Source organism: Marinobacterium jannaschii DSM 6295, from assembly GCF_000620085.1.
In the GTDB taxonomy this organism is placed as follows: Bacteria; Pseudomonadota; Gammaproteobacteria; order Pseudomonadales; family Balneatricaceae; genus Pontibacterium; species Pontibacterium jannaschii.
On record NZ_JHVJ01000007.1, the window covers coordinates 40,938 to 57,255 of the forward strand.

Annotated in this window: 11 protein-coding genes; 4 read left to right on the forward strand and 7 right to left on the reverse strand. The window is 57.6% G+C overall.

Annotated features, from left to right (window positions below):
* Positions 1-11: 11 nt before the first annotated feature.
* Positions 12-842 (reverse strand): substrate-binding periplasmic protein, encoded by an 831-nt coding sequence (locus tag Q354_RS0106545; RefSeq protein ID WP_156948254.1) that lies wholly within the window; start codon positions 840-842, stop codon positions 12-14.
* A gap of 251 nt (positions 843-1,093) precedes the next feature.
* On the reverse strand, positions 1,094-3,961 hold the full coding sequence (rapA, locus tag Q354_RS0106550) for an RNA polymerase-associated protein RapA (RefSeq protein ID WP_027856903.1): 2,868 nt from the start codon (positions 3,959-3,961) through the stop codon (positions 1,094-1,096).
* A gap of 285 nt (positions 3,962-4,246) precedes the next feature.
* On the opposite strand from rapA, the gene Q354_RS24870 reads away from it, so the two are divergent.
* The 4 genes from Q354_RS24870 to Q354_RS0106570 all read left to right on the forward strand — a co-directional run bounded on the left by Q354_RS24870 (position 4,247) and on the right by Q354_RS0106570 (position 10,964).
* Positions 4,247-5,551 (forward strand): DEAD/DEAH box helicase, encoded by a 1,305-nt coding sequence (locus Q354_RS24870; protein WP_051559956.1) that lies wholly within the window; start codon positions 4,247-4,249, stop codon positions 5,549-5,551.
* Positions 5,552-5,767: 216 nt separating this feature from the next.
* Complete coding sequence (locus tag Q354_RS27265) at positions 5,768-7,660, forward strand: sensor domain-containing diguanylate cyclase (protein WP_051559957.1); 1,893 nt, start codon at positions 5,768-5,770, stop codon at positions 7,658-7,660.
* Between the two features lie 288 nt (positions 7,661-7,948).
* Positions 7,949-8,989 (forward strand): glutathione synthase, encoded by a 1,041-nt coding sequence (gene gshB, locus Q354_RS0106565; protein WP_027856904.1) that lies wholly within the window; start codon positions 7,949-7,951, stop codon positions 8,987-8,989.
* Complete coding sequence (locus Q354_RS0106570) at positions 8,973-10,964, forward strand: flavohemoglobin expression-modulating QEGLA motif protein (RefSeq protein ID WP_027856905.1); 1,992 nt, start codon at positions 8,973-8,975, stop codon at positions 10,962-10,964. Before gshB ends, Q354_RS0106570 begins: the two co-directional genes overlap by 17 nt.
* 57 nt (positions 10,965-11,021) lie before the next feature.
* Here Q354_RS0106570 and lhgO read toward each other — a convergent pair whose 3' ends face one another.
* The 5 genes from lhgO to Q354_RS0106595 all read right to left on the reverse strand — a co-directional run bounded on the left by lhgO (position 11,022) and on the right by Q354_RS0106595 (position 16,286).
* Positions 11,022-12,233: an L-2-hydroxyglutarate oxidase gene (gene lhgO, locus Q354_RS0106575; protein WP_027856906.1), complete on the reverse strand. Its 1,212-nt coding sequence runs from the start codon at positions 12,231-12,233 to the stop codon at positions 11,022-11,024.
* A gap of 118 nt (positions 12,234-12,351) precedes the next feature.
* Complete coding sequence (locus tag Q354_RS29060; RefSeq protein WP_084332500.1) at positions 12,352-13,671, reverse strand: ATP-binding cassette domain-containing protein; 1,320 nt, start codon at positions 13,669-13,671, stop codon at positions 12,352-12,354.
* Positions 13,672-13,699: 28 nt separating this feature from the next.
* Positions 13,700-14,458, reverse strand: a complete 759-nt coding sequence (locus tag Q354_RS0106585) for an ABC transporter ATP-binding protein (protein WP_027856908.1) — start codon at positions 14,456-14,458, stop codon at positions 13,700-13,702.
* Positions 14,455-15,411: a branched-chain amino acid ABC transporter permease gene (locus Q354_RS0106590; RefSeq protein WP_051559958.1), complete on the reverse strand. Its 957-nt coding sequence runs from the start codon at positions 15,409-15,411 to the stop codon at positions 14,455-14,457. The genes Q354_RS0106585 and Q354_RS0106590 overlap by 4 nt, the downstream gene beginning before the upstream one ends.
* A complete protein-coding gene (locus Q354_RS0106595; RefSeq protein WP_027856910.1) occupies positions 15,411-16,286 on the reverse strand; it encodes a branched-chain amino acid ABC transporter permease in 876 nt (291 codons plus the stop codon). The genes Q354_RS0106590 and Q354_RS0106595 overlap by 1 nt, the downstream gene beginning before the upstream one ends.
* Between the last annotated feature and the right edge of the window lie 32 nt (positions 16,287-16,318).

Genomic DNA, 16,318 nt, shown 5'->3' on the forward strand with positions numbered 1-16,318 from the left:
GCCGTTCTCGGTTAAAGATATTTTGAATAGATCGCTTTGAAGACACCGTTGGCCTTTATAATGCCAAGCCCTTCGTTGAACTTTTCAGTCAATACAGCAGCACCCGGATACTTTTTACTCAGGCAAAGGTGAAGCGGGGTACTTTTCTTATCTGACAATCTTTTTGCCTTAATATTGTCATGTAACCCCAGCTGGCGGGCGCGGTATTTAGTCGACATTTCACCGTTATAAAACACATCGACATCTCTGAATACAACAGAGTTAATACCATTATCCATTTCACCCGTAGTCTGGTGTTCAACTCCCCGGCGGGCCAGCTCTCTCTGGTTTCCCCAGTCTTCCACAGCGATCACCCGGAAGTTCTTCAGATCATCCAGCTTATTAAGCTGACTGTCATCCCGGCTACGCGACATAATCGCAACCTGATTGATTTCGTTGACTTTATCGCTAAAGAAAATAAATTCTTCACGATCCGGCCGCCTTGAACAGCTCAGAGTACCGGCAATACGACCATGCTCAATATTTTTCAGAATCCGCTTCCAGGGCGCGGTCTTCACATCCGTAGTAATACCCACTGCAGCAAATGCGGCCTGTGTTACCTCGACATCGATGCCACTGATATTATCGTCAGACTCAACCACCATATAGGGTGGATAATCCACAGCGTAAAGCACCACTGTCTCAAATTCAGCCAGAGCAGGAGCGGTGTAAAGAAGAATTAGAAGAGGGGAAAACAAGCGTTTAAACAGCGAACAAAAGAGCATCCATTCCCCCTGGTACTGCGGATTATTTAGCACATTATCAAATATAGGGTAATTGATGTAAACATAGACAGCAGTCAATACGGTACCATTTATTAATCTGTATCAACCCCCAAAATATATAGCTTATTTATCAATAACTTATACTTTAGTCTAGCATGCGTTTGAGCCTCTCCCCCGGGCCGGACACAGCAGTAGCCCCTCTACACGGCACCTCGCCGCCCTTCTGAGGCGGGTTAATGCCATATACGAGAAAGCCCCGGCAGGTGATGCCGGGGCTTTGCAAAGGAGGCTTCAGAGCAGGCTGGCTGTCTAAGCAACCCGATCAGGGATCAGTCGCTGACGACTGCCACCCGGATCGCTTCCATCTTCAGGCTGGCTCCGCTCAGATGTCCGAGAACAGTTTCGATCTGTTCCTGCTGGGCATCGATCTCCTCTTCACGGATACTCGGATTCGCTTTGGCCAGTGCTTCCAGCCGCAGCAGCTCATCACCCAGCAGGGTCTGGGCTTTGTCCACAGCCTGTGAGACCAGCTCGTCCTGCTGGCCTTTGGCGACGGTATCGCACTTGTCGATCAGGCCATTGATATCTTCACGGGCATGGCGCACCAGATTCTGAGCGACTGAGCGAGGCAACCGTTCACCCAGCTTGTTCAGGTGTCCGACGGTGATAATGCCACTCAGGTCATTGCCGTTGCTGTCGAACAGCACCCGCAGGCTGGCCTGCGGCATATAACGTTTTACCTGCAGCTCACGCGGTGCCGCACAGTGCAGCGAGTAGATCGCTTCCACCAACAACGTCCCCGGCTTCAGCGGTGGCAGTTTCATGCTGCAGACCGTGGCGTTACCGTACTCGGAGCCCAGGATCATTTCGATCGCGCCGCTGACCATCGGGTGCTCCCAGGTCAGGTACTGCATATCCTCACGGCTCAGCGCCTCGGTGCGGCTGTAGGTTGCTGTGCAGCCCTCTTCCGGCAAGCCCGGGAAGTGAGAGTGCAGCATCTTATCGGTCGGGTGCAGTACCACTGAATTAGCGCTATGATCCTGCTGGTCAACACCAAACTGGTCGTAGACCCGCTCCATGTAGCTTTCCAGTGTCAGACGCTCGCTGATCACCTCCACTTCCTGTAAAAGCGCTTCCGCCTTTTCGCTGTTACAGGAGTTCATCTCCAACAGGCGGTCACGCCCCTGCTGCAGCTCTTCCAGTACCAGCTGGGTTTCAATACGGCTGTCATGCAACAGCTGCTCAATCATGGCGTAGTCCTGTGGCTGATGCAGGCAGGCATTCAGCGGCTCGGCAAACTTCAGATAGAGGTTCTGTCCGGCCGGGCCAGCACGTTCAAAGGCATCGATCCCTTCGTGATACCACTGCACCAGCACATCCTGGGCGCTGTCGACGTAGTATGGCACATGAATCTTCACCGTATCCTTCTGGCCGATACGGTCGAGACGACCGATACGCTGCTCCAGCAGGTCCGGGTTCAGCGGCAGGTCGAACATGATCAGGTGGCTGGCGAACTGGAAGTTACGGCCTTCGCTGCCGATTTCGGAGCAGACCAGAATCTGGGCATACTCCTCCTCATCTGCGAAATACGCCGCGGCCCGGTCACGGTTTACCAGGGTCATCTTTTCGTGGAAGACCGCAGAACGAATGCCCTTACGCAGGCGCATATGCTCTTCCAGCGCCTGGGCCGTATCAGCCCGGGCACAGATCACCAGTGCCTTGTCATAGCGATGCTCTTTCAGCCATTCCGCCATCCACTCGACACGCGGGTCCTGATCCAGCCAGTCATCGCCCAGCAGGGTTTCCGGGTGCAGCACCTTATCCAGTGGCGCATCCGCTGCCTCGGCAACGAAGGCATCCGGTGCCTGCAGCGCGTAGCTGTTCAGTTCGCGGCCCGGGAAGCCCGGGATCGCATCACGGGTGTTGCGGAACAACACGCGGCCGGTGCCATGGCGATCGAGCAGGCTGCTGATGCAGCGCTGACGGGCGCTTTCCGGATCGATAGTCTCGATCTCATGCAGTAGCTTGTCAGCGGCATCATCACCCAGATAGCTGTTCAGACGCTGTTGCAGCTGCGGATTGTCGTGCAGCTCGGTCATGGCGTCTTCATGCAGCAGCGCCTGTACCAGATCGCTCACCGAGCGGTAGTCTTTCTCTTCGGCGCGGAACTGCTCCAACGAGTTGTAACGATCAGGATCGAGCAGGCGCAGGCGGGCAAAATGGCTCTCGATACCCAGCTGCTCCGGTGTCGCGGTCAGCAGCAGCAGGCTTGGGATCGCCTCGGCCAGTTGTTCAATGGTGAGATAGAGGTGACTCGGCGCCTCCTCGCTCCAGCCCAGATGGTGGGCCTCGTCGACAATCAGCATATCCCAGTCGCATTCCAGCGCCTGGTTCAGGCGGGTTTCGCTGCTGGCCAGGAAAGACTGGCTACAGAGTACCAGCTGGGCGCTTTCAAACGGGTTATCGGTGCCGGACAGCTCCATCGCAGTGCAACGCAGTTCATCCATAATGCTGAACTTCAGGTTGAAGCGACGCAGCATCTCCACCAGCCACTGGTAAACCAGGCTGTCTGGCACCGCGATCAGGGCGCGCCGGGCACGGCCACTGATCAGCTGCTGATGCAGGATCAGGCCGGCTTCAATGGTCTTACCCAGGCCCACTTCATCGGCCAGCAATACACGGGGGGCGTAACGGCCGGAAACTTCCTTGGCAATATAGAACTGATGCGGCAGCGGCTGTACCCGGCCACCCAGCAAGCCAAAACTGTCTGACTGCTGCAGGCGATGCTGGTGCTCCAGAGTGTCCAGGCGCAGGCGGTAACGGTTGAGTTTGTCGATCTGACCGGCAAACAGGCGATCCTGCGGCTTGCTGAACTGCACCGCGCTTTCCAGTTCGATCTCAGGCACGACCTGAATATCGCCTTCACCATCTTCGCCCATATAGATATACAGGCCGTTGTTCTCGATGCGCTCTTTTACGGTAAGCTGCACACCTTCGCTGGTGCTGATCTGATCGCCTACCGCATAGGCAACACGCCCGACCGGGGCGTTGTTGATCGCGTAGGTGCGGTCTTCTTCTGCGGCGGGAAAGTGGATGGTGACACGGCGGTCGGCGTTTTCAACTACGATGCCAAGCCCCAATTCTGACTCGGTATTACTCACCCAACGCTGACCGGGAACGAACTCTGCTGCTGCCAAGGTGATTGCTCTCGCTTCTGATCGTGAAAAGGTTGCGCATGATAGGGGTTTAGGGGCAAAGATTAAAGGACTCTGTCCCGGTAATTTCCCCGGCAGCCCATGCTTCAACTAAGTACAGGCGCCTCCACAGTGTAATAGCAGATTCAGCGGCCTGCCGGAAGAGGGCAGAAAAAACCGATCACACTCAGAAGGGTGTAGGCGTGGCTGACACAAGATGTAATAATTGCCCCACTTTATTCACCCCCGGCGGGTGCCTCACTTTTCAGTACAGCAGCAAAATACCCTATGTCTTTTCTTGATCTTCAGTTAGACCTGGAACTGGTCCAGGCCCTGGCCGAGAACGGTTTTACCGTTGCCACAGAGATTCAGCAGCAGGCGATTCCCGCCATGATGGATGGCCTGGATCTTCTGGCCTCTGCCCCGACCGGCACCGGAAAAACCCTGGCCTTTGTCCTGCCGGCTGTGCAGCATGTACTGGATCGGGATGAGCGCGCCACCAACGCCCCTAAAGTACTGATTCTGAGTCCGACCCGCGAGCTGGCGCGCCAGACCTTTCAGGTCGCAGAGCAGCAGTGCAGCTTCACCAGCCTGACCAGCAACCTGATTGTCGGTGGTGTTCCCTACGGCATGCAGCAGGCTGAGCTGGAGCAGGACTGCGATATCCTCGTCGCCACGCCGGGTCGCCTGCTGGAGCTGGATGAAAAAGGCTGGCTGGACCTGAGCGATGTCAGCATTCTGGTGATCGATGAGGCTGACCGTATGCTGGATATGGGCTTTATCGAACCGATCCGTAAGATCGCCGCCCTGACCCCGGAAAAACGCCAGACCGCAATGTTTTCCGCCACGCTGGAAAGCGAGAAAGTCCGCCACCTTGCCGCCGAGCTGCTGAATGATGAAGCAGTCACTGTGGAGGTCAGCAAACCCCGGGCGGTCGCCAGCAATATCGTGCAGCGCATCTACCGTGCCGATAACGACGATCACAAACAGGCCCTGCTGAAGCACCTGATCACTCAGGAGAATGTCCGCCAGGCGCTGGTGTTTGTAGCCAGCCGTAATCAGGTCGACAGCTGGAACAACTTTATCCGCGAACAGAATCTGATGTGTGATGGCCTGCACGGCGAGCTGCCACAGGGCGAACGCAACCTGCGCCTGAAGAACTTCCGTCGCGGCCGCCTGAAAGTCCTGGTCGCCACCGATATCGCGGCGCGCGGACTGGATCTGTCCGAAATCAGCCACGTTATCAACCTCTACCTGCCACTGAAAGGCGACATCTACGTGCACCGTGCCGGTCGTGCCGGGCGCGATGGCAGCACCGGTTACGCCTACTCCATCGTCGACAGCAATGACTGGGATCGCCTGGGCCGGATCGAGCGCTACCTGGGCGAGCCGATCCGTCACAGCAAGATAGAAGGCCTGGAGGCGAAAAAGAAAGCGCCGCACCGCGATCCGGCTAAAACCAAACCGAAAAAGAAAAAGGCCAGCGCGGCGAAATCGGCTAAAAGCAGCAAGAGTACCAAGAGCCGGGGCGCCAGGCCCGGCGCGAAGAAAATTGCCGAGAATGTCGCCGCTAAAAAGAACAAACAGCGCTGATTTTTGCCGCTATCGCTGCGATCCGCCCGGATCGCAGCGGACTGACCTGCCACCAGATTCACCCTCTCCAGCCGCCTGAACCACCGCTTTACAGTCAGCGACTTAATCGAAACATTTCTGATAATCCCAACTAAACTTCAAACACAGAGCGCCCAGATTTTGAGCGAATAGTCACAAATCTGTCTTCATTGTCCACGTCCTCTGGAATGGAGAAAAATGACCCGATTAATTGGGATCTACGGATTTTCCGGTATTATCCGGCGTATAAGACGCCTTAGCCTGGCCCCCGGCGGCCCCCTGTTTCTGCTGATCTGGTGCGCCAGCCTGATTGCGGCGGTTTTCAGCGGCATTGCCGTTGTCGTCTACCAATGGTCCGGTATCGCACTGCAACACAGTGATACGACGCTGCATATCACCCTCTACCCGCCCATGCTGATCGCCACCCTCTGGGTGCTCTGGTTTGGCTTCTGGTGGGGCGCCAGTATCGCCTTTCTGTCGACCCTGAGTCTGTCGCTGTACAGCGGCATGCTGGCACCGCTGGCAATCATTTTCTCCTTTGCCGATCCTCTGGGACTGGCCGTGCTGGCAGTGGCTTACCGCGCGATGCCCTTCAATATCGACCTGCACAGCCTGCGCAACCTGACATTTTTCATAATGATCTCCTTTGTCGCAGCGATTTTCAGCTCGTCCGGAGCTTTCATCTGGACCTACAGCGAGCAACTCAGCATGCAGGATGCCCATGCAATCTGGGAGGGATGGTGGATAGGCGCACTGGCACAGAACCTGATCGTCATTGCCCCGCTGCTCTGGCTGGGCACCCGCAGCGTCCGGCGCTGGCGCGAATTCCACCTGCGCCGTCTGGACCCACCGCCATTGGGGGCTGAAAATGCGCTGGCGATCGTCGCCCTGATATTCTGCGCCATCATTGGCTACCTGCTGATCTCGCTGCAGCTGGGACGGCTGATGTTCCTGCAGATCGATACCAACAACCCGGCCTTCTCGCACAAGACTCTGATCAACGGCCTGGCCGATACCACCAGTGGCTTTATCGGCATTATCTGCGTGGTGATCGGTTTCGTTACTTTTTTCGGACTCAAGCTGTTTGGCTACCGCACCAAGGCATTGCAGAGTGAGGTTAAACAGAGACGTTCCATGCAGCGTCAGCTGGAGCGCCAGAACAAGCTGCTGGCTCAGATCGCCGAAATCAGTGCCGAAATCCAGTCCGCAAAGTCCTTTTCCGAAGCACTGGAGCGGGTCCAGTACCATTTCCCCAGGCTGATGCCGGAGACTTCAGGTATTCTCTATATCCGTAACGAAGATGACCACCTGCAGCGCTACCTGCACTGGGGCACCTTCCAGGGCGCGATCCCCCACCTGGATGAAGAAGCCAGCGGCGCCATGCCAGACAGCCCCTATCCGCAATCAGCCCTCTGCCTGCCCCTGATGCATACTGACACCCAGTTTGGCGTACTCTGGCTCAGCCATATGCCCAACAACCTGATGGAAGACCCGGGCGTAACCCAGAACCTGCTGGAACAGCTCACCCTCTCCCTCAGTAACCGCAAGCTGCAGGATCAGCTCGCCCATGAAGCAACCCACGACCTGTTAACAGGCCTGTTTAACCGCCGTCATATGCAGGAGTGGATGATCAAAGAGATTGCCCGCAGCAAACGTACCGGCGAGCAGATCAGCGCCCTGATGGTGGATATCGACAAATTCAAACAGTTGAATGATCACTACGGGCACCAGATGGGTGATCAGGCACTGCAGGTCGTCAGCCGCTACCTGAGCCAGCATATCAGGGAGCATGACCTGAGCTGTCGCTATGGCGGAGAGGAGTTTCTGCTGCTGATGACCGATTCAGACCAGCAACAGGCCTGTGACCGTGCCGAAGCGATACGTCAGGGGGTAGAGGGATTGTTTGTGCGTCAGGGCGAGCAGCGCATCTCCGGCATTACCGTCTCCATCGGCATTGCCACCTTCCCGGACCACGGTCAGGATGCGGAGTCGCTGTTGCTGGCCGCCGATATGGCGCTTTATGCCGCCAAGAACAGCGGCCGAAACCGCTGTATGATCGCGCCTCGCCCCGCCAATAGTAACGAGACCTAGCCTGAGCCGATAATAACGACACACAACGCAAGGAGATGTTGCAAAACCGGTAAAAAATAAAGACAATGCCGCACCTTTGCCCCTGTCTCTTTACCGGCACCCAATCATCCCGGGCTCCAACCGGTTACGGCAAAGCACGTTTTCTACTCTGTTTTTTGTTTTCCGCAACCTGCTCAGCATAGCCTGAACAGCTACCCCAGCCTTGTCGGCGGCACGTCCCTGTCCGTTGTCTGAGAGGATAGCTCCTGCGTTGACGGAAGTTCATGCCTTTGATGGCAGGAGACCCGAATGAAGATATGCTTCCTGATGTACCCCTGGGAACGTGTAAACCCGGAATCAGACTCCACCCTGCGTCTGATCCACGAATCAGCCAGCCGCGGTCACACGGTCGCGATTACCACGCCCGGCAGCCTGACCATTCGCGATAGTGTCGCCCATGCATTTTGCAGTGTGCTGCGCAAGGATATGAAGATCTCCTCCAGTCCAGCCACTTTCTATAAGCAAGCACAGTTTAACCGCGCCAAGCTGCCACTGGCTGGCTTTGACGTCATAGTGATGCGCGCCAACCCGCCGCTGGATACGGTGGCCCTTAACTTCCTCGATTCTGTCCGCAGCGATACTTTTATCTTCAACGATATCGACGGCCTGCGTATCGCCAACAACAAGCTCTATACCGCCTCCTTTTCCGGTGAAGCCAGCCGCTATATCCCGGCAACGCACGTCTCCAAGAACAAGGATTACCTGGAACGAATCCTGCTGGATTCCGCCTCCGATAAGATGATCATGAAGCCACTGAACGGCTTTGGCGGCGAAGGCGTCATCGTTATTGAGAAGAGTGCCACTCAGAGTTTCAGGTCGCTGCTGGACTTCTATATCGGCGGCGAAGGCGATGGTGGCAACTATGTGATACTGCAGGAATATGTCGAGGGTGCAGAGAACGGCGATGTGCGCATCCTGATGCTCAATGGCGAACCGATCGGCGCAATGCGCCGCGTACCGGCCAGCAACGACCTGCGTTCTAATATCAGTGTCGGCGGCAAAGAAGTTAAGCATGTTCTGACGAAAGAAGAGAAACTGCTGTGCAGGCATATCGGCCCTAAGCTGGTGCGCGATGGCCTGTTCTTTGTTGGTCTGGATGTGATTAACGGTAAACTGATTGAGGTGAATGTCCTCAGCCCGGGCGGTATCACCCGTATCAATCGCCTCAATCGCACTAAGCTGCAGACAAAAGTGATCGACTTTATCGAAAATGTGGTTAATACCAAGGACGCGGTGCTAGAGCGCAAGAACGCCTTCCGCAAGGTGATTGAAGATGCTGACGCTGTCTGAGCAGGAGATCCTGCGGTTAATCGAATCCGGCGAGCCGTTTGAAGCCACCTTGAATGACGGCTCCTTCCGCATCAAGGTCGAGGACTATGTACCGGTAATCTGCACGGCAGTGCATGATGGCAGCCGCTTGCGCAGCGAATTGCACGGCAACTGTATGCTCGATGAAGCAGAGCGTTACTACGAAGAGGACCCCTATACCGGTGAGATGATCGATGCCATGCCGATCACCCTGGTGGGTTGCGATTCTCGCTACGAGTACGACCTCAACCGTCCGCTTTCGCTCTGCGTCTACAAACACGCCTGGGGCAAACAGGTTTGGCGGCGTAAGCCAGGCAGTACTCACCTGAAGCGCAGCCACGATAAACACCGTTGCTTCTTCCGGGTGCTGGATGCCCTGATCAGCAAACTGCAGAAGCAGTTTCGTAGCTGTGTCCTGTTTGATATTCATTCCTACAATCACCTGCGTCGGGGTGATAATGCAGTCACCTTTAACCTCGGCACTGAACAGATCGATATGGAGCGCTGGGGCCCGGTTGTGCGCCAGTTCCGCAAGGCGCTGGCGGCAGTCAGCCTGCCGAATATAGAAGTCACAGCCGCGATAGACCGCGTATTCCTGGGCAAGGGCTACCTGATCAGCCATGTCAACAGCCGCTTCGAGAACACCCTGGTTCTGCCAGCCGAAGTCGCTAAGGTCTATATGGATGAGCTCAGCGGCGAACCCTACCCGCTGGTCATAAACCAGCTGAAGGAAGAATTGAAGCAGGTAATATCCGGGACGGCAGCCCTGTTTGCCCGCCGCCACACCCGCCAGCACCGAATGAACCGCTCCGACATCCTCTCCTCAGCAGAAGATCCGGTGCTGATGCGGGTAGACAGAGAGCTGTTTCGAATCGCCCGAGGCGTCGAGACCCTGCAATATATTAACCCGATCAATATCCGCCAGGAGCGCAAGCTGTTTCTCGCCCGCAACGGTAATTACCAGCCTGATTTTCGCTATCGCCAGCTAGAGATCGATCCCTACCTGTTCCGCGAACAGCTCTACCGGCTGCCCGTCGAGGATATCCGTGATCCGAGCGTGCAACAGCTTTATCGAAGCGTCATCGACGGCTTTGCCGAAAAAATCGATCTGTTAGTCAGCATAGGCGGTGGCCAGTTCCTCTATAACTCCCTGCGTTACTATGGCGAACCCAGCGAGCAGGATATAGCCAATGCCCGCTTCCTGCTCTATGCCCCACCGGAGGAAGAAACAACCGAACCGGCCTCGATCCCTGCGGATGAGATGGTAGCCTATTTCCGCCAGACCGCTGAGGACTGGGGGCTCGACTGCAAGGTAGAGACCAGTAACCGCCTGGTGGCAGCCGCCATGGTCAACAACAGCCGCAAGACCCTGCTGGTACGCAGGGATGCCACGGTGACCCAGACTGAACTGAATGCCCTGGCACACCATGAGCTGGGCGTGCATATGGTGACCACCCTGAATGCGCGCGAACAGCCACTTAAGGTGTTCTCGCTTGGCCTGCCCTCCAACACCCATACCCAGGAGGGGCTGGCAATCCTCAGCGAGTACCTGTCCGGTAATATCTCCCTGAAACGTCTGCAGACGTTGTCATTGAGAGTGCTGGCGGTACACGAAATGCTGCGCCACGGTGACTTTCGTCGTACCTGGCTCTACCTGCATGAAGAACAGGGTATGGCGCGGGAGAAAGCCTTTAGCCTGGCAATCCGGGTACACCGTGGCGGCGGCTTTACCAAGGATTACCTCTACCTGAAGGGATTGCGAGATGCTCTGCATCACTACCAGCAACAGGATATTACCGGCCTCTTTATTGGTAAGACCGGCTTTGAATACCTGCCGATTATCGACGAACTGATTGAGCGCGGGATTCTTATGCGACCCCGCTTCCTGCCCGGGTTTATGCAACAACCGCGCGACTCATCAGCCATCCTCAACTACCTGATCTCAGCGATTCGCTAAGGTTAGATGCCCCGGCAGATCTGCCGGAGCCCGCTCCTCCGATGCCGGAGGACAGCCTCAGGCCAGCTCCGCGTCCTTCTCCATCAGCGTCTCCAGCTGATCGATAATATGGCCGCCAATCGGAATCGCCGAGGTTGCCGCCGGGGACGGCGCATTGCACACTACCAGCGCGCGGCGGCTGTTGCGGAACAGGAAATCATCCACCAGGGAGCCATCCCGCGCTACCGCCTGGGCCCGGATACCGGCCGGATAGGCCTGCAGATCGGAAAGCTTCAATTGTGGACAGTACTTCTGTACCTGTTTCAGGTAGCCCGGCTTGGAAAGGCTGTTTTTCAGCTCAGTCAGGCTGCTGCGGTAGTGACGTTTCAGCAACCGCAACATGCCGGGCCAGCTGAAGGTCTCGATGCTGTCACGCAGGCTGAAATCCCGCCGGCGGTAACCTTCGCGACGGAACGCCAGCACCGCATTGGGCCCCACCGTGACGCTGCCATCGATCATCCGCGTCAGATGCACACCGAGGAATGGCAGGGTCGGATCGGGGATCGGATAGATCAGGTGATTAACGATCTGGTTATGCTGGCTGTCGAGCTGATAGTACTCGCCGCGAAACGGGATGATGCGGAAGTCCGGTTCGATGCCGAGCATCCGTACGATACGGTCCGACTGCAGGCCGCCGCAGGCCACCAGAAAGCGCGCCTGAAAACGACCTGCCGCAGTATAGGCGGTGACACGGTCGGTGAACTCCTCCAGCTTATCCACCTCGGTTGCCAACTCAATATCGGCACCGTTTTCCCGCACGATCTGCGCCATCTTCTCAACAATAGCGGCATAACTGACAATACCGGTGGAAGGCACATAGATCGCACCAACACCGCTGATATTGGGCTCGCGCTCACGCAGCTGTTCAGCATCCAGTACTTCGATCTCAATCTCATTTTCGGCGCAACGCTCAATCAGGCCCTGCATCCGCTGCAGTTCGGTGTCGTTGGTCGCCACCAGCAGCTTGCCGAACTCATCAAAAGCGATACCGTGCTCACGGCAGAATGCCTTGGTGGCGATATTACCCTGTTTACAGAACTTCGCCTTCAGGCTGCCCGGCTTGTAGTAGACCCCGGCGTGGATCACACCGCTGTTGCGGCCGGTCTGATGACGCGACAGTACCGCTTCCTTTTCCAACACCAGCAGGGAGCAGCCGGGGTGACGCTGTTGCAGCTGCATCGCCGTCGACAGGCCGAGGATACCGCCGCCGATCACCATAAAGTCATAGATCTTTTTCAACTGCTGCTCCATCAGGCCAGAGAAGTGGATAAGCGCTAAATGATATAGGATCTGCTGGAAAAATCAGCGCCTGACAGCAAATCCGGTCTCCGGGCCGAAAGGGCTGGTATCAGATACCGAGATAGGCCTCCTGCACCTTCTTGTTCGAAAGCAGCTCCTGCCCCTTACCACTCAGGACAATGCGGCCCGTTTCGATCACATAGCCCCGGTCGGCGATCGCCAGCGCCCCGGCGGCGTTCTGCTCCACCAGGAAGATCGTCATCCCCTCCTTCCGCAGGCGGCGCACCGCATTGAAGATCTCCTCCACCAACAGCGGCGCCAGCCCCATACTGGGTTCATCCAGCAGCAACACCCGAGGCCTTGCCATCAGGGCCCGGGCCATCGCCAGCATCTGCTGCTGTCCGCCCGACAAGGTGCCTGCCGCCAGGCCACGCTTCTCCTTCAGGATCGGAAACAGCCGGTACATCTTCTCCAGGTCGGCCTTGACTGAATCATCGCGCCTGCGGCTATAGGCCCCCAGCAGCAGGTTATCCTCCACCGTCATCGGGCCAAACACCTGCCGTCCCTCAGGGATCTGAGACACCCCGGCAGCCACCCGCTTGTCGGCTCGCAGCCTGGTGATCTCCTCGCCATAGAGATGGACACTGCCGCCGCTGACCGGCTGGATACCGGACAGGCTGCGCAGCAGGGTGGTCTTGCCAGCCCCATTTGCGCCCACCAGGGCCACCAGCTCACCTTCATTAATCTCGATATCGATCTGTTCTAATGCCTGGATCTGGCCGTAGTGGCTGCTTAGCCCCGCTACCTTCAGTACCGGCGGCACCACCTCCGGCATGGTTTCCGCCACCGGCTGGGAGGCCCCCAGCCCGATCGGGGCCGGTGCCAAATTGATAATCCGGCTGCGCAGCATGCGGAAATGCTCCTCGGCATCGTCGCTGAACAGCGGATCGCTGTTTTCCAGAAAGGCGCTGTTGATCTCATCCCAGTCGGCCTCGGTCAGGTATTGGCGTGCCAGCGGAATCACCTCCCCTTCCTCTTTGTTGATATGCTCACGCACAGACTGGGAATAGTCCCGCAGCAACTGGCTGAAGCGCTCACGCTGGCTGCCGAAATCCGCGATACAGTCATGCAGCGCGGCGCGCAGCCGGGCCATGATCAGGTCGCTGCCGCGGTGCTCCCGCTGCAGCTCATCGATCACCCTGGCCGCTTCGGGATGGCGCTGCAACAGCCGGGCGAAGAGGTATTTGTCCTCTTTGGGGTGGTGCATTTTGTCAGAGAACTGTTCGGTATAGTCGAAAATCGCGCTGAACAAGCGAGCATCCGGCGCAACTTCATCACAGTCCATCCGCTGGCGCAGTTCATCGATCAGGTTGAGCAGTTTCCAGGTCCGGGCATGTTCGGTGCTGATCACTCGGATAGCCGCAGTCATATCAGGTTCCTCCGTGTCGGATAGGGTATCAGGCAGCGCCCAGGTAGGCGGCGATCACATCAGGGTTACAGCGGATCTGATCCGGACTGCCCTCGGCCAGCTTCTTGCCATAATCGAGCACCAGCAGGTGCTGGGAGATATTCATCACCAGCTTCATATCATGCTCCACCAGCACCACGGTGACACCGGACTGCGCCACCTTCTGGATCAGCTGATCAATCTCAGCGGTCTCGGTGCCGTTGAGTCCCGCCGCCGGTTCATCGAGGAACAGGATCTTCGGCTCCGAAGCCAGGGCGCGGGCGATCTCCAGCCGCTTCAGGGCGCCGTAAGGCATCGCATCGGCTTCGCTGCCGATATAGTGCCCCACCCCGGCAAACTCCATCAGCTCCTCGGCCTGCTCCCGGCAGGCGCGATCGCCCCGGGTGATTGAGGGCAGGCGCAGCATCGCCTTGAAGAAGCTGCTATCCAGACGCAGGTGGCTGCCCACCATCACATTCTCAACCGCACTCATATTCATACAGATCTGCAGGTTCTGGAATGTACGGCTCATCCCCCGCCGCGCCAGCTGATGGGGCGCCAGGCCCCGGGTATTCTCACCCGCCAGCAGGATCTCTCCGCTGCTGGGGGTGTAGACGCCGCTGATCAGGTTAAACAGGGTGGTCTTCCCGGCCCCGTTGGGACCGATTACCGAGTACACCACCCCCTCCGGGATCTCAAAACTCAGATCCTGAATGGCATGCACGCCGCCAAAGGATTTCACCAGGTTTTCGACCCGTAACAGACTCATGCCTTACCTCCCTTCAGCCGCCCCGTCACAGTCGGCAGTAGCCCCTTGGGCATAAAGATCATCGTCAGCATCAGGATCAGGCCGAAGATGATCATCTCCAGATCCTCCAGGCCACTGAGCAGCTGTGGCAGCAGCACCAGAATCAGTGCGCCGAGGATGCCGCCATAGGTTGACGCCATGCCCCCCAGCACCACCATGGTAACCAGCTCTATCGAATGGAAAAATCCCGCCTCCGTAGGTGTAACAAAGCCGCTGTAATGGGCAAAGACGCTGCCCATTACACTGGCGATCACCGCCGAGAAGACGAACACCAGCACCTTATAGTGAGTGGTATCGATACCGGCCACCTGGGCCGCCACCTCGGAACCATGCACCGCCCGTAATGCCCGCCCTACCGGCGAGTCGATAATATTCAGCGCCAGCCAGACACTCAGCACCAGCAAAGCCGCCACCACCCAGTACCAGGCCTTCTCGCCATAGATCTCATAGTCAAACAGCATGAAGGGTCCCACCCCCATACCGTCCGGCCCGCCGGTAAGCCAGTCCTCGGTGGCGATCACGATGGAGATAATGATCCCCAGCCCCAGGGTCGCCATCGCCAGGTAGTGGCCCTTCAGCTTCAGGATCGGTCGTGCCAGCACAAAGGCGATCAGGCCAACACCCACGGAGCCTGCCAACAACGCCGCCAGGGCCGACCACTCATAGTTGACGGTAAGGATCGCCGAGCTATAGGCCCCGAGGCCAAAGAATCCGGCATGTCCCAGACTGATCTGACCGGTATAGCCGATCAGCAGGTTGAGGCCGACCACCACCACGGCACTGATACCGACCTTGATCGCCACATCAAACTGGTAGGCGTTCTGCAGCAACAGCGGCAGCAACAGGCAGATCAACACCAGCGCCAGCAGGCCGCCATAACGGGGCGTCTTCAACAGATGCTTTATATGGCTCATCACACACGCTCCGTGCCGCGCAGGCCAAACAGGCCACTGGGCATAAAGAACAGGATCGCCAGGATGATCACGAAGGGCACCGCATCCTTGTAGTCGGAGGAGATATAGCCCGCCGCCATCGCTTCGGCGATCCCCAGGATCAGGCCACCGGCGATCGCACCGGCCCCACTGCCCAGGCCACCCAGTACCGCCGCCACAAAGCCCTTAAGGCCGAGCATAATGCCGACGTCATAGGAGGTCAGGGTGATCGGGGCCACCAGGATACCGGCGATCGCCCCCAGCATGGCGGAGAGGCCGAAACTGATCAGCAGGATAAAACCGGTGTTGATCCCCATCAGCTTGGCTGCATCCGGGTTATGGGAGGTCGCCAGGATCGCCTTACCCAGCAGGGTCTTGTTAAAGAACCAGCTCAGCGCCACCACGATCACCAGAGTGATCCCCAACACCCAGAGGCTCTGGGGCAGAATAGTGGCACCGCCGATAGTGATCGGCTCATCGCCGCTGAAGGCTGGCAGGGCATGGAACTCCTTGCCCCACACCAGCTGCACCAGGCCGCGCAGGAAGATAGACGCGCCGATGGTGATAATGATGATGGTCACCACTTCGGCATTGCGTGCCGGGGCCACGGCAAACTTCTGCAGCGCCAGCCCGGCCACGGCCGTGACCGCCACCGCCGCCAGGATCGCCACCGGCATCGGCAGGCCCGTGCCCACCAGTGCCACGGTACACATACCGCCGATCATCAGAAACTCGCCCTGGGCGAAGTTAATGACGTGGCTGGCGTTGTAGATAATTGAGAATCCCAGCCCCACCAGCGCATAGATGGCGCCGATAGTGATGCCGGTAAAGAGATATTGCAGGAATTCGGCAGACATGGAGCATCCTCCCTGAGGCAGTCAGCAGCGCC